The sequence below is a fragment of the Bradyrhizobium sp. 482_C4_N1_8 genome, from assembly GCF_052075965.1.
Lineage (GTDB): Bacteria > Pseudomonadota > Alphaproteobacteria > Rhizobiales > Xanthobacteraceae > Bradyrhizobium > Bradyrhizobium barranii.
Map to the genome: position 1 here is coordinate 7,078,687 of NZ_CP197231.1, position 13,555 is coordinate 7,092,241.

Annotated in this window: 10 protein-coding genes and 1 pseudogene; 4 read left to right on the forward strand and 7 right to left on the reverse strand. The window is 64.7% G+C overall.

Annotated elements, in window-relative coordinates:
* Positions 1 to 72: 72 nt before the first annotated feature.
* Positions 73 to 1,260: pseudogene (locus tag AB7Z56_RS33505) on the reverse strand (CaiB/BaiF CoA transferase family protein).
* Between the two features lie 171 nt (positions 1,261 to 1,431).
* Between AB7Z56_RS33505 and AB7Z56_RS33510 the strand changes: the two are divergent.
* Positions 1,432 to 2,319: a VOC family protein gene (locus tag AB7Z56_RS33510; protein ID WP_063984894.1), complete on the forward strand. Its 888-nt coding sequence runs from the start codon at positions 1,432 to 1,434 to the stop codon at positions 2,317 to 2,319.
* Positions 2,320 to 2,373: 54 nt separating this feature from the next.
* Here AB7Z56_RS33510 and AB7Z56_RS33515 read toward each other — a convergent pair whose 3' ends face one another.
* The 6 genes from AB7Z56_RS33515 to AB7Z56_RS33540 form a co-directional block, all read right to left on the reverse strand.
* Positions 2,374 to 2,658 (reverse strand): hypothetical protein, encoded by a 285-nt coding sequence (locus AB7Z56_RS33515; protein ID WP_187387777.1) that lies wholly within the window; start codon positions 2,656 to 2,658, stop codon positions 2,374 to 2,376.
* A gap of 198 nt (positions 2,659 to 2,856) precedes the next feature.
* Positions 2,857 to 5,358 (reverse strand): two-component system VirA-like sensor kinase, encoded by a 2,502-nt coding sequence (locus AB7Z56_RS33520; protein ID WP_441256735.1) that lies wholly within the window; start codon positions 5,356 to 5,358, stop codon positions 2,857 to 2,859.
* The gene (locus tag AB7Z56_RS33525; protein ID WP_231144383.1) at positions 5,355 to 6,263 is read right to left on the reverse strand and encodes a cytochrome-c peroxidase; all 909 of its coding nucleotides are present in this window, start codon (positions 6,261 to 6,263) and stop codon (positions 5,355 to 5,357) included. Before AB7Z56_RS33525 ends, AB7Z56_RS33520 begins: the two co-directional genes overlap by 4 nt.
* Before the next feature lie 186 nt (positions 6,264 to 6,449).
* Complete coding sequence (locus tag AB7Z56_RS33530) at positions 6,450 to 7,085, reverse strand: DUF1127 domain-containing protein (RefSeq protein ID WP_063984897.1); 636 nt, start codon at positions 7,083 to 7,085, stop codon at positions 6,450 to 6,452.
* A 107-nt stretch (positions 7,086 to 7,192) separates the two neighbouring features.
* The gene (locus AB7Z56_RS33535) at positions 7,193 to 7,918 is read right to left on the reverse strand and encodes a response regulator (protein WP_014497160.1); all 726 of its coding nucleotides are present in this window, start codon (positions 7,916 to 7,918) and stop codon (positions 7,193 to 7,195) included.
* Between the two features lie 365 nt (positions 7,919 to 8,283).
* Entirely contained in the window at positions 8,284 to 9,234 is a 951-nt protein-coding gene (locus tag AB7Z56_RS33540) for a c-type cytochrome (protein ID WP_063984898.1), read from the reverse strand.
* 389 nt (positions 9,235 to 9,623) lie between these two features.
* Here AB7Z56_RS33540 and AB7Z56_RS33545 point away from each other — a divergent pair, with 389 nt between their 5' ends.
* The 3 genes from AB7Z56_RS33545 to AB7Z56_RS33555 all read left to right on the forward strand — a co-directional run bounded on the left by AB7Z56_RS33545 (position 9,624) and on the right by AB7Z56_RS33555 (position 13,530).
* A complete protein-coding gene (locus AB7Z56_RS33545) occupies positions 9,624 to 10,970 on the forward strand; it encodes a nucleotide disphospho-sugar-binding domain-containing protein (protein ID WP_063984899.1) in 1,347 nt (448 codons plus the stop codon).
* An 84-nt stretch (positions 10,971 to 11,054) separates the two neighbouring features.
* A complete protein-coding gene (locus AB7Z56_RS33550; protein ID WP_231144381.1) occupies positions 11,055 to 12,305 on the forward strand; it encodes a multidrug effflux MFS transporter in 1,251 nt (416 codons plus the stop codon).
* Positions 12,306 to 12,507: 202 nt separating this feature from the next.
* Positions 12,508 to 13,530 carry an alpha/beta hydrolase gene (locus AB7Z56_RS33555; protein ID WP_084795243.1) on the forward strand — a complete coding sequence of 341 codons (1,023 nt, stop codon included), beginning with the start codon at positions 12,508 to 12,510 and terminating at the stop codon, positions 13,528 to 13,530.
* Positions 13,531 to 13,555 lie beyond the last annotated feature (25 nt).

Genomic DNA, 13,555 nt, shown 5'->3' on the forward strand with positions numbered 1-13,555 from the left:
ATACCTTGCCATGGTATTGACGACCACTGGAGTCCTCAATGAAAATCTCCTGGCGTGAGGCGCGCGCGCTTCCTAGACGATCCCGCCCTGCCGAAGCGTCGCGATCGCAGCCACGTCGTAGCCAAGCTCCGTCAGGACGAGGTCGGTATGCTCGCCGAGCATCGGCGGACGCGATGCGATCTCGCCGGGCGTTTCCGACAGTCGGACGGCAGCGCGGGCGACGGGAGCGCGTTTCGGCAGGCCGGGATATTCGACCTCCTACATGAAGCCAGCGGCGCGAATATGCGGATGGTCCAGCGCCTGTTGCGGGCTGAGGACGGGCCCGGTCGGAATCATGGCCTTGCCCAGCATATCGACCGCCTCCTGCGTGGTGCGCTCGGCGCACCAGCGCGCCATCCGCGCGCTGATGACGGGGCCGTTGTTACCGCGGCTGATATCGTCGGCAAAGCGCGGATCGTTCAGCCACTGCTCCTCCTCACCCATCAGCTTCGCCCAGCGTTTGAACAGCGGATGCCCCGTGACCTGGCACAGCACCCAGCCGTCCCTGGTGCGATAGATGTCGGCCGGCGCTGCGGTCTGGCCGAGATTGCCGGTCGGAACACGGTTGACGTTGATGACCGCCTGCTCGATCAGCGTGGCATTGGTGAAGGACAGCGCGGTGGCGAGCAGCGCGCCCTCGACGATCTGGCCGCGTCCGGATTTGCCGCGCTCGATCAGGGCTGCGAGGGTCCCGAACGCGCAATGCAGCGCGGTGCCGAAATCGACCCAATTCACCGCGGCCCGATATGGCGGGTCGCCGGCACCGGTCATGTACACCGAGCCCGACATGACTTGGCCGACACCGTCGAAGCCGACGCGGTCGGACCATGGCCCCGGCCCGCCGAACGCGGTGGCGGTCGTCAGGATGATGTCGGGCTTGATCGCCTTCAAGGAGTCGTAGTCGAGCTTCATCGCGCGCAGGGTCTGCGGCGGCAGATTGGCGACGACGACGTCCGCGGTCGCGATCAGGCGGCGCATCACCTCCTGCCCCTCCGGCTTCATCGGATCGAGGGTGATGCACTTCTTGTTGCGGTTGACCTGAAGAAACAGCGCGCCTTCGCCGCCCTCGCCGACCGGCGCCACGAAGCGGTCCTCGCTGCCGTCGCGCTTTTCCACGCGGATGACCTCGGCGCCGAATTCGGCCAGCAAGGTCGCGCAATAGGGCCCCGCGATATAGCGCCCGAAATCGAGGACGCGCACGCCCTCCAAAACTCCTCCCATCGATCCCTTCCCATATTCATATGTTCTCGCCAGATTACAGGGACTGGCCGCCACGGCAAGGCGGCAGAGGACATCATGCCCCTGCCCCCAAGATGTGATCGCCTGACTGTTTCGGCTGGCGGAAATTCTGCTCTAGTATTGCCCCGTCCGTCCCCCAGCCAGAGCACATCCATGCCGCAACAATTCGATCGATCCGCAGAAGATCTCGGCAACGCGATCCATTTCGAGCACGTCAACATCCAGGTCCCCGACCAGCGCCTCGCCACGCTGTTCTACGTGACCGGGCTTGGACTGACCCGCGATCCCTACCTGATGGTGTCCGACACCAACATGTGGATCAATGCCGGACGGAGCCAGTTTCACCTGCCGAGCGGCAGGCCGCAGGTGCTGCGCGGCCATGTCGGGCTGGTCATCGAGGGCCGCGAGGCGCTGCTGGCGCGGCTCGCGTCGGTCGCGAAGAAGCTCGAGGGCACGACGTTCGCGTTCGCCGAGCACAACGATCATGTCGAGGCGACCTGTCCGTGGGGCAACCGACTGCGCTGCTACGAACCGGACGCTGCGCGCTTCGGGCGCATCGCGCTCGGCATTCCCTATGTCGAGTTCGACGTGCCGGAAGGCACCACGAAGGCGATTTGCGCCTTCTACCCCGAGATCATGGGCATGCCCGCAAGCTTGCGAAACGGCGACGGCCAGATCGCCGCCGTGAGGACCGGCCGCGACCAGCATCTGTTATTCCGCGAGACCGATCGGCCGCAGGGCGACTACGACGGCCACCATGTGCAGATGTACATCACCGACTTCTCCGGCCCCTACCGCAAACTGCTGGCGCGCGACCTGATCTCGCGTGAGGACAATCAATACCAGTACCGCTTCTGCGACATCGTCGATCTCGACAGCGGCAGGCATCTCTTCACGGTCGAGCACGAGGTCCGCAGCGCAACCCATCCGATGTTCATGCGGCCGATGGTCAATCGCAATCCGGCGATCAACAACCGCAATTACGCGTTCGGCCACGACCATTCGCTCTGGGCGATGGGGCCGGATCAATACGAGGGATAGGGAACGGCGAACGCGCGCCTTGCGGCGCGCGCGATCCATGACCTCGGCCGGCCATCAGCAGCCACGGCAGATGATCAGCCGGCGGTCGATCTCCTTGTCGAGCCGCTGCAGCTCCGCGTCTTGGGGCGAGGCTTGCGTCGACCCGGGCACGTCGCTGCGTCGCGGCTGCCGGTGACCGATGGGAGCCTGCCGGGACAGGTCCGCGAACTTCATTGCGTCCACACTGCCAGGCGAGGACATGGTCACAGGCGCGCTTGCGCCTCCGGCAGCCCTGAGGCTGGAAACCGATCCGAACAGAAACGTAGCTGCGACGACGGTCACGCCAAGTCTGATTGACATCATCATTCTCCTATCGCGGTGACGTTGCGACGATGCGCACACGATGGATAGGAGGTCCCGGCTACTCGACCATTTCGCCCGCGGTGACATCGCGTTACCATTGCAACCGCGATCGCCGATTGTCGTGCGCCAACTCTGGATTCCTGTTTTGACGCGCTTCGTTCGCGCGAGCCGGCTTCCGCTTCGCTCGAAAACGCTCTACCGCGCCACGGCGGCCCGCCTCACGCGTCGTCGCGCGGCCGACGAGGCGACGCTCCGCGCCAGGACGCCGGCGAGCTCCGCCGATATCAGCGGGTGATGAACGAGCTCGGTGATCCCTGACGTCTCCAGCGACGGCACCGCCAGCTCGCGCGTCGATGGGCTCGCCAGAATCATCGGCAAGGCCGGCGCCGCCGCGTGCAATGCCGCCGCCAGCTCGATCGAGGAGCCTCCGGGCATGTGACACACCAGCGCCGCATCGAAGCGTGCTTGCGCGGTGCGGCAGGCGGTGATCGCCTCCGCCAGCCTGTTGAACCCGACCGGCTCATACCCCAGCGCCGCGAGGATTTCCTCATGGCGCAACAGGCGACGGCGATCGGTGTCGAGCACCAGCACCGTCTCGCCCGCGCCACGGAACGCCAGATCGGGGCTGTGCTGAACCGGCACCGCCTCGTCGGGGTCGCCGGATGGCAGCCAGACGTCGAAGCGCGTGCCCGCATCCGGCTCGCTCTGCACGGCGACGGCGCCGCCATATTGCTCCGCGATCTCGCGAACGGTTGCGAGCCCGATGCCGTTGCCGTCCGGGCGCGTCGTGAAGAAGGGCTCGAAGATCCGTTCCAGCGTCGCCTCGTCCATTCCCGGCCCCGGATCGGTGACCGAAATCACGGTGAAGCGGCCGGGGCCGACCTCACTGCGTCCGATCGACAATGGCTGTTGAAGATCGCGCACCTTGATGCCGAGTTCGATGCAACCCGGCTCCGTCATCGCCTGAGCCGCATTGTTGCAAAGATTCAGGATCACCTGCTGCAACTGGGCGGGCTCGCCCATCACGGTGGCCTCTTCGGCCGACTCGTTCACCTCGAACTGGACGTGCGAAGGCAACGAAGCCGCCAGCAGCGATCTGGTTTCGTCGATCAGGGTCCTGACGCAGACACGCTCCCGCCTGCCCTCGCCGCGGCGGCCGAAGCCGAGAATCTGTTCGACCAGTTCGCGCGCCCGCTCGCCGGCACGGCGGATCTCCGCAAGGCTGCCGGCCGGCCGGCCTCCTGACCGGATTCGCGCTTCGGCGATCTCGGCATAGCCGAGAATCGCACCGACGATATTGTTGAAGTTGTGGGCGATACCGCTGGCAAAGGTGCCGAGGGTTTCCATGCGGCGTGCCTGTTGCAGGCTCGCCTGCAAGCGCTCCTTCTCGCCTTCGAGCCGCACCCGGCGGATCGCGTTGCCGATGGCGTCGAACGCCATGCGAAACAACGAGACTTCGGACCAGTATGCGAGCGCCCCGGCCGGCACGGTATCGAAGCCGAGGATTTCATCGCGATGTCCCCTGACCGCCGTCACGCACAGCCAGCCACCGACGCCGGCGTCCTCGAGCAGGTTCATCGTGTCGTCGGGATGGGCGGCCTTGACCTTGGGAATATAGACGATACCGCCTTCGCCACTGTCGAAGCGTGGCGCGAGGCTCAGCGCGCGATCCGGCCAACCCGGCTCGAATGCGATCCCGTCGCGGGACCACCGATAGGTGCTTGTCGTCGTCCCGGTCGCGCCGACGAAATAGGCGCGATCCGCACCGATGCATCCGGCGAGCTGTTGCAGCGCGGTCTCGACGTCAGCGGTGATCCTCTCGCGGCTCGAATCGATGAACCGCATCGAGATGCCGGCCATGACGTGCTCGAACGCCGCACGGCGGCGCAGCGTGACCGCGCGCCGGTGCAATAGCAATCCGAAATAGACCACGCCGCAGAGCAGCAGCAGCGACGTCATGAACTGCAACAGGCGTACCCGGCGCGCCGACGCCCGCGAGGCGAGCTGACGCCTGGTGATCAATGCCAATACGGCATCCTGCTCGCGGTTGTTCGATTCGGCGACGAGCGTCTTCACGATCGTGTCGATGTCGGGCAGAAGGTCATGCAGCATCTCCCCGTGCATCAACAACGCGCGGACCGAATCCATGTCCTGCGGCGGCGTTTGCACGAGCGCCAGCTCTTCCAATCGACCCTGGACCTGACGCGCCACGACGTCCGACGTATCGAGCGTCAGGCGCAGCATCGCTGCCGCCAATGCGGAGGCGGCCGTGACCAGCGCCCGCTGATCCGACTCAGCCAACTTGTCGCTGAACAGACCGAAATAGGCAAAGGAGTTCTGGAGCAACGCGTTGCGGCTCTTGAACCGTTCGACCAGATCCTCCTGCCGGAGGGCGCGTGCCGACAGCACATCGATGGCCCTGGTCTCTTCGGCATTGAGACCCGGCGTTTCGCGCAGCCGCGTCAGGGCGTCGTCATAGGCATCGGTCATCTGCACCAGCTTGTCATAGTTGCGCGACAGGCCGACGCGCGCGGTCAGCACTTCCCTGGTCATCGCGCGTTCGAACCGGGTGAAGTCGCCAAGCGCCTGGAGCTGACGGTCGTAACGCACCGAATTGAAGTTCAGCCCGTTCAACAACAGCCAGGTCAGCAGGGCGAGCACGCAGGTTACGCCGATCACGGCGGGGGCAAATTTCATGGGGAGCCTCCGACAGTCGCGCCGCGATAGGTGCCGGTCAGACTGTTCAGAAAGGCGACGAGCGCCTTGACCTGCTTCTCCGTCAACGTGGCGTTCAATTGGGCAAAGGCCATCTTGCGAACCGCGTCATCGAGCGTCGGCGCGCTGCCGTCATGGAAATACGGCGGCGTGGTCGCGACGTTGCGCAGGCTCGGCACGCGCAGAATTTTCGGCTCGGGCGATGCGAGCGGGTGGAATATGCCGTGGCGCTGGAACAGATTGCCGCCGACATTGACGCCCTGATGGCAGGACGCGCAGCCCAGCGATTTGAACAATTGGTAGCCGCCCAGCTCGTCCTCCGACAGCGCCGCGGCGTCACCCGCCAGCCAACGATCGAACTTGCCGCCCGGCGTGACCAGCGTGCGCTGGAAGTTCGCGAGCGCGTCGACGACATCGCCGCGCTCCGGGCGGTGGCCGTAAGCCGCGAAGAAGCTCTCGCGCATGTCGGGATCGGAATTGAGCTTCTCTGCGATCTCGACCGAGCTGCTCGCCATGGTGCGCGGGCTTTCCAGCGACGCCCTGGTATCGGCCTCGATGTTGCGTAATTTTCCTTCCCAGCCGAAGCGAAAGCTGAGCGCCGCATTGAAGACGGTGAGCGTGTTGAGCGTGATCGCCGCCCCGTCGGGGCCGACATCGTGCTGCCTCGGGCTCGCGCCGTTCGTCGCGATATCGTGACACGATGCGCAACTGCGTGAATTGTCGTGCGACAGCCTGCGATCGGAGAACAGTCGTTCGCCGAGCTTGACCTTCAGCGGATTGATTGCCGGCGGTGCCGGAATGGGCGTGATGGGCTCATCCTTGCGGACCGACACGAAGGCCGGCGGCGACTGCGACGGTGCCGGAGAGACCTTCAGAGAGCACGGCACCAGTGCGCAAATCACGATCGCGCAACGTCGAAGGCCGGCACCTCGTCCGGCCCCGAGAAATCTGGCGAACTGCTGCACGCCCAGCAATGTGGGGGTGAAGCGAGAATTGTCGCGGCTGCTCAAGGAATTTTGATCGAAGCTGGATGATTTCGCGAAGGTGGCCGCCACATGCTCCGGGCGATGCTGTCAGCAATCACGGCAGTACCTCACCACCCGCTCGATGTCCGACCTGCCGGAAATCCCGAGGTCCCGCAAGGTCCGGTCATCGAACTCCATCAACGCAGCGACGGCCTTCCTGATCTCACGTTCCCGACGCCAGTACGCAGGCAGGTCCATCAGAGTCCCCAGGGTCGCGCCGAGCGACCCCAGCCGATTCCAGCTGCGCTCCAGTCGCGCATCGCGCGGCGCGGCGCGATCGAGCCTGACGATATTCCCATTATTGTCATTCCCATTGTTGTCGGCTCCATCGTTGCCGCTCTTCTCCGCGGGCTCGCGACCCGCCGAGGGCGATCGGCAATCTCTCGTGGCCTCCAGCATCGCCTGAACCGGCGCGGCTGCGGTCGGATGCAAGGCTGCACCGTAGAGGGCAAAGCCCTCCATCAGGGAGGCGAAGACCGCCCACCAGAATGTGGTGACGGGCTGATCCTGCCCGGCAGGCGGCACATCCGGAGGCGAAGCAATGTCCGGCGCGCGATGCCTCGCGGCAACCGCACCGAGACGGACCATGCCGCGACCGTCAGATCGTGCGACCCAGTTCGCCCTGTCGAGTTCCATGTGACCCGGCAAGGCAACGCGGCTCACACTGTGAGAATACTTCTCCATCGTAAATCTCCCACACGCTGTTGGTGGGAGGCAATCTGACGGCCCGCTGTTACGCCAAGGTCACCGCCATCGGCAAATTGGCTACAATTGCAATCCGCCAATTGCTTCTAGAACGGATCGACCGGCACCGCGAAGACATAGCCGACGCCGCGCTCGGTCTGAATGACGCGCGGCGCGCTCGGATCGGTCTCCAGCTTGCGCCGCAGCCGCAGCACCTGGACGTCGATGCTGCGATCGAAGATATCCTCATGGATACGGGTCGCCTGCAGCAGATGCTCGCGGGTCAGGGGACGCTGCGGCGCCTCCAGAAAGGCCAGCAGCAGCGCATATTCTCCCTTGCTCAACGGCACCGGCGCTTCGTCGGGATCGGTCAGCTTTCGGCTACGGCGTTCGAGCTTCCAGCCGCTGAAGCGATAGCCCCCGCGCTCGGGATCGCGGGCGCGCGCGGCCCGTCCCATCTCCTGCCGCCGCAACACCGCGCGGACGCGCGCCAGCAGCTCCCTCAGGGAGAACGGCTTGATGATGTAGTCGTCGGCGCCAAGCTCGAGCCCGACGATACGATCGATCTCGTCGGGACGATGGCCCGTCGTGATGATGACCGGCACGTCGGAATGCGACCGGATTTCCCTCAACAGGTCCAGACCGTCATCCTGACCAAGCCGAAGATCGAGGATGATCAGGCTCGGCTGGCTGCCATCGAGATAGTGGTTCAATTCCGATCTGTTGGAGGCCGCCCTTGTCGGGATATTGTGCTCCTCGAGATATTTGATCACCATTTGCCTTAACGTCGGATCGTCATCGACGACGACGATGTGGCCAATATCTGCAAGCATTCCATACTCTCAAAATTCGCCGTCCGCCGAGTGAGCTGTACTTAAGAATTGCGAACGTCAACGTCCGGCTGTGGTGAAATGATATTGATGTCATCCGAATTGGAATCGCTCAAAATAGAACGGGATATCCGAGGCCATCGGCACACACTGAGCCTATCTATGATGCCGTGATGACGTCGCAACAGGGTAATTCTGCGGCTAATTCCGCCGGATGTCGCATACGTGAATAATTGTGATCCCAACGCTTACTACTTTGGGGCGATAGGAAGCCTGCGGCCTGCGCTGTCGTTCAGCGACTGCGATGTGCTGCGCAGGCTGTTGCCCGCCCCCGCAGGGCGCGATCGTTTGCGGGCTTCACGGAATCATCAGGAGCCCGGCAGAGCCAACAGGTACTGGTAGATCGCGGCGAGATCGTCGTCATCCATCCGCCCGATCGGCCGCCACGGCATCTGCTCGCCGAGCCGATGCCCGTTCGGATCAACGCCTGTGCGCATGGTGTCGACGAATTGCGCAAGGCTCCAGTTCTTGACGATACCGAGGTCCGGTCCGAGCGGCGGCAATTGTCCCGGCACGCCGCCGCCGAGATCCCTGCCGTGGCATTCGCGGCAATCCTGATAGGACAGCAGGTACTTGCCATAGAGCGCCGTCGGCGCCTTCGGCGGCGCGGTGATCACGCCGGTGAAGACGGGCTTCGCATCCGGCAACAGTCCGGCGCCCAGCATCACGATGCCCAGCAGGCTGAAGCGATCCGGCGGATCCGGGGTCTGCGTACCGCTCGCGGGCAGGCTGCGGATGTAGGCGATCACCGCCTTGGTGTCGTCGTCACTGAGCCGGCCGGCATTGGTGAAGGACATGATCGCCAGCCAGCGCCCCCTCGCGTCGATCCCATTGCGAATGGCACGAAAGATCTCGGCATCGGACCAATTCTTCAAGACGCCGGCGGGCGTGAGATTGGCCGGCACGAACGAGCCGATGGGAATCGGGAGATCCTTGGCCACGTCGCCGCCGCCGGTCAGCGTCCCGGTCTGCGAGTGACATGCGGCGCAAAAGCCGTCGGCCACGGCCATGCCTCGGGCAATCTGGTCCGGTGTCGCCTCGATCTTCACATCCGGGACCGGTGCAGAACGGGCGTGTTGCCGGACGATACCGACCGCGGTCAAAGCGGCAACGCCGAACACTGAGATGGCCAGCATGGCCGTCAGCACCATGCCGCTCCACTTCGCCAGAGCAGATTTCGTCCGGGAGGCGCGAACGCCCAGCCAGGCCAGAAACGCGATGAACGCAACCATCGCAATCAGGGCGACAATATTTTCCATGCCAGTCCTCAATGAATTGGGCGCGACCGATGCCGCGCGACATCCGGATCGTCAAAAATGAATTTCGGCCGACGCCAACGCGCCAATATCTGCGAAGGTGTGCCATGCGGAGGTCTGCCGGATTAACAGCGCGGTGTTTCCGTGCCGTTTCATCGCCCGCCGCTCGCGTTACAATTGTAATCCTGTGCGAGTTATCGGCTTCCGGCGCGATGTCACCGGTTTTTGCACCGGCCTTTTTGCCCGGCCTTGGCAGCGCCACGATGCGTTGCCGCCGTAACCATTTTCGCTGCCGCCGGAAGTCTTGGCGTAACGGCGATCGCTTCAATTGCCTCTCACTCGACCGGACGCTCTGGGGCGACCGTGCATCGATCATCAAGAGGTCAACTCACATGAAGATTCTTATCGCTTCGACACCGGCGACGGGTCATCTCAATCCGATGCTGGCGATCACGCAAATCCTGCGTGGCGATGGCCACGAGATCGCTTTCCTGACGGGCACCGCCTTTCGTGCCCGCGTCGAAGCCAGCGGCGTCAAATTCTTTCCCCTTCCCGAGGACGCGGACTTTGATCCGAACGACGTCTTCTCGCGGTTCCCCGAACTCAAGACCATCCCGCCGGGACTGGAGTGGTTCCGTGTTGCTTGCGAGCGCATCTTCGTCGACGCCATTCCGGCTCAGCACCAGGGGCTGCTGCAAATCTTGCGGCAATTCCCCGCCGACATCATTGTCGCCGACGACATGCTGTTCGGTGTACTGCCGATGCTGCTCGGACCGCGCTCGCAGCGGCCTCCCATCGCGCTCTGCGGGACCTCGTTTCTGCATTGGGCGCGCGAGGACGGCGCGCCCAATTTCCTCGGTCTGCCGCCGGCAAAGAGCGGCGAGGAGCGCGATCGCTATGCGGCCATGGCGCGGGAATTTGATGCGGCAGTCGATCAGCCGGTGTCACTGCGCCTGAATCGGGCGTTGAAGTCTCTCGGGGTCGGGCCGATCGCGATGCCGATGTTCCATTCTGTGGTCGCTCTCGGGGATGCCTATCTGCAATTGTCGGTGCCAAGCTTCGAATTTCCTCGCGAGATTCCGCCCTCAGTGCATTTCGTCGGCACCCCACCGATCATCGCCAACCAGGTCCCGCCGCCCCCCTGGGCCGAAGAGCTCGACGGATCGCGCAAGATCGTTCTGGTGACGCAGGGAACGGTGGCCAATCACAATTTCAATCTGCTGGTTGCCCCGACGCTGGCGGCCCTCGCGGACGAGAAAGACATCCTGGTGATCGCGACGGCAGGCGGCCGCCCGGTTGACGCCATCCCCGGCAAGATCCCGTCGAACGCGCGCATCGCCAGCTATCTGCCGTTCGAATGGCTGCTGCCGAACGTCGACGTGCTCGTCACCAACGGCGGCTATGGCAGCGTCAACCAGGCCATGAGCTTCGGCATCCCGCTGGTCACTGCGGGGCTGACCGAAGACAAGGCCGACGTCAACGCGCGGGTCGCATGGTCCGGGGTCGGCATCAACCTCGCGACCAACGAGCCGACACCGAAGGCGCTGCGCGACGCGGTGCGGACGGTGCTCGATCAATCCCGCTTCCAGTCGCGAGCCTCGCAGATCGCGGACGAATTTGCCGGGATCGACACGCGGGCCGAAATCCTCCGGGTCATCGGCGAGCTTGTGGCCGACGAGAGCTCGCACACCGGCGCGATGGCGGCAACCCGGGGGCGGCGCGCCGAACGGCGCGCGTAATCGCCGAACGCAGCGATGGAGGGCGGGCGACCGCGCCTCCATCGCCTCATGCACATCGACCAAGCCGGAACCGGAAATCTGTCCATGCAAATCGACCCCGCATCCTTCGCCTTCACGCTGCTGCTCGGTTTTCTGGCGGCCGTGCCCTATTCCGGCATCGACATCAATCTGCCGGCGCTGGCAGCAACCGGTGCGACGCTCGACGCGAGCGCGTCGGATGTCGGGCTGACCATGAGCGCCTTCATGCTCAGCCTCGCCACCGCGCCGCTGATCTACGGACCTATCTCCGACCGCCTGGGCCGCAAGCCGATTCTGGCATTCGGCCTCGTACTGTTCGTCGCAGCAAGCCTTGCCTGCGCGAAAGCGTCCTCGCTGCCGGTTCTGTTGCTGGGCCGCTTCGTCCAGGGCATCGGCGCCGCCGCCACCGCAACGACCTTTGCCATCATTCGCGATCTCTTCGACGGCAACGCCGCGCGAGGCAAGATCGCCAACGTCATGGTCACGGTCAATGTCGCGACCGTGATCGCACCGACGGCCGGCGCCGCCCTGCTGGCGATCGCCGGCTGGCGATCGATCTATGCCGCCCAGGCGGGGATCGGTCTCATGCTGCTGGTCGTGGTGATGTTTCGCTTCGCGGAGACTGCGACGACCGACCGCGCCGGCCGCCTGGGGCTTTCTGCTGTCATCGACAGCTACCGCCAGGTGCTGACGCATCCGGTGTCGTTGCCTTTCATCCTGGTCGGCGCCGCGGGCGGCGCGACCGTGTTTGCCTACGTCACCGGCGCCTCGCTGTTCTTCGTCGGCGCCATCGGACTGCGCCCGGAGCAATATGGCCTGATCTTCAGCGCATGCTCGGGGGCCGTCATGGTCGGCGCCTTTCTCGACGGCCAGCTCGGCCGGCGCGGCGTAGAGTCGGCGCGCATGCTCACAACCGGGCTGACGCTGTCGGCCGCCGCCAGCACCGCCCTGCTCGCGATGACATTGGCCGGCTGGATGCCCACGTCACTCGTGGTCGCGCTGCTGATGGCGGTCGCACTCGGCTTCGGGTTCAGCGTGCCGAACGTGATGAGCGCGACGATGCAGCGTCTCCCGGAGATCGCGGGCGCCGTCAGCGCTGCCGCCGGAAGCATTCAGCTGACCGCCGGCGCGATATCGAGCGGACTGGTCGCACTTCGCTTCGACGGGCGGACCGCGTTGTCGATGACGGCGGTGATGGCGGCAACGTCGCTGCTCGCCCTGGTTCTCTATCTGCTGGTCGCGCGCCCCGCCGAACGCCGCCTGCCGTCGCAGACGATCGATCCCGGCGTGGCGGTCCGCAGCCCCACGAAGTCCTGAGTTGGGGTTGCGACCTGACTAGGCCAGTGAGGGATCGAACCTCCGCATGGCGGAACCAAAACCTGTTTGATTATTCGACGATTTCAATCCGCATTTGGAACAAGCGGCGTGGCGCGCCCCGCCCTTATTCTCGCCGCCATCATCATTCAGGAACGCGCGCAGGGGGCGGGCTCCTCCAGGGGGCAGTTCCCAAAGGTTCTGCGTGATCATCCGACGTTTAGTGCAACACGAAGTGATTGCGTCCCGCCGTGCGCTCCTTGGCGGGCTTGCGTCGTCAGCCTGCGTTGTCGCGCTGGGCGGATGCGCCAGCCTGGGTGCTACCGGCGCACGCTACGACGCTTCGTCGCTCTCGGTCGACCCTACATTGCTCGTCGTAACCACGCGCAAGCCAGTGAACGGCGGCCGGACGAAGCCGTGGTTCGGGCCGGAGCGGGCTTCTACGATGACCGTCGCACGCGCGAAGCTTGTGGCGCCTGGTGACAGCCGTTTTTCTCTGGCTGCAGCGGGGCTTGACGATTGGCGTCTTGATGGGGTCGAGCCGGTATCGGGCGATGTCGGCAGTCTTGTCGCGCAGGCCGGCGGCGGACCGGACGTCCTGATCTACGTGCACGGCTTCAAGCAGACGTTCGAGACAGCGGCGCTCGATGCCGCGCATCTCTCCGATGGCATCAGGTTCCGCGGCCAGACGATGGTATTCTCCTGGCCCTCGAAGGCTGGACTGTTCGACTACGCCTATGACCGCGACAGCGCAATGTGGTCCCGCGATGGCTTCGAACGCGTGCTGCAATCTGTCGTGACGAGTTCAAGCGCCGGCCGCGTCCACATCGTCGCGCACAGCATGGGAACCATGCTCACGCTCGAAAGCCTGCGCCAGCTCTATGCGCGATCCGGTGACGCCGTTGCGGGCAAGATCGGGGCCGTGGTGTTCGCCGCGCCGGACATCGACATGGACGTGTTCTCGTCGTCGATCAACCGCATCGGTCCGCTTTCGCGCAAGATCACCGTCATCGCCGCGACGAACGACCGCGCGCTGGCGTTGTCGGGGCAAATCGCTGGTGGGATGACACGGGTCGGCGCTGCCGAGAAGACCGCCATCGAAGGGCTTGGGGTGCGCGTGGTCGATGCTTCCGAGGCAGGCTGGGGCGTTATCAACCACGACCTGTTCCTGTCGAATGCGGAGGTGCGCCAGGTGATCCGCCGCTCGATTGATACCGTGGCCGCGTGAACCCGGCGTGGCGGAAACGATATCG

Coding starts and splice junctions, on each gene's coding strand:
- AB7Z56_RS33545 (WP_063984899.1), top strand. CDS start 9,624: ATGAAGATTCTTATCGCTTCGACACCGGCGACGGGTCATCTCAATCCG.
- AB7Z56_RS33515 (WP_187387777.1), bottom strand. CDS start 2,658: ATGTCAATCAGACTTGGCGTGACCGTCGTCGCAGCTACGTTTCTGTTC.
- AB7Z56_RS33550 (WP_231144381.1), top strand. CDS start 11,055: ATGCAAATCGACCCCGCATCCTTCGCCTTCACGCTGCTGCTCGGTTTT.
- AB7Z56_RS33530 (WP_063984897.1), bottom strand. CDS start 7,085: ATGGAGAAGTATTCTCACAGTGTGAGCCGCGTTGCCTTGCCGGGTCAC.
- AB7Z56_RS33540 (WP_063984898.1), bottom strand. CDS start 9,234: ATGGAAAATATTGTCGCCCTGATTGCGATGGTTGCGTTCATCGCGTTT.
- AB7Z56_RS33520 (WP_441256735.1), bottom strand. CDS start 5,358: ATGAAATTTGCCCCCGCCGTGATCGGCGTAACCTGCGTGCTCGCCCTG.
- AB7Z56_RS33535 (WP_014497160.1), bottom strand. CDS start 7,918: ATGCTTGCAGATATTGGCCACATCGTCGTCGTCGATGACGATCCGACG.
- AB7Z56_RS33510 (WP_063984894.1), top strand. CDS start 1,432: ATGCCGCAACAATTCGATCGATCCGCAGAAGATCTCGGCAACGCGATC.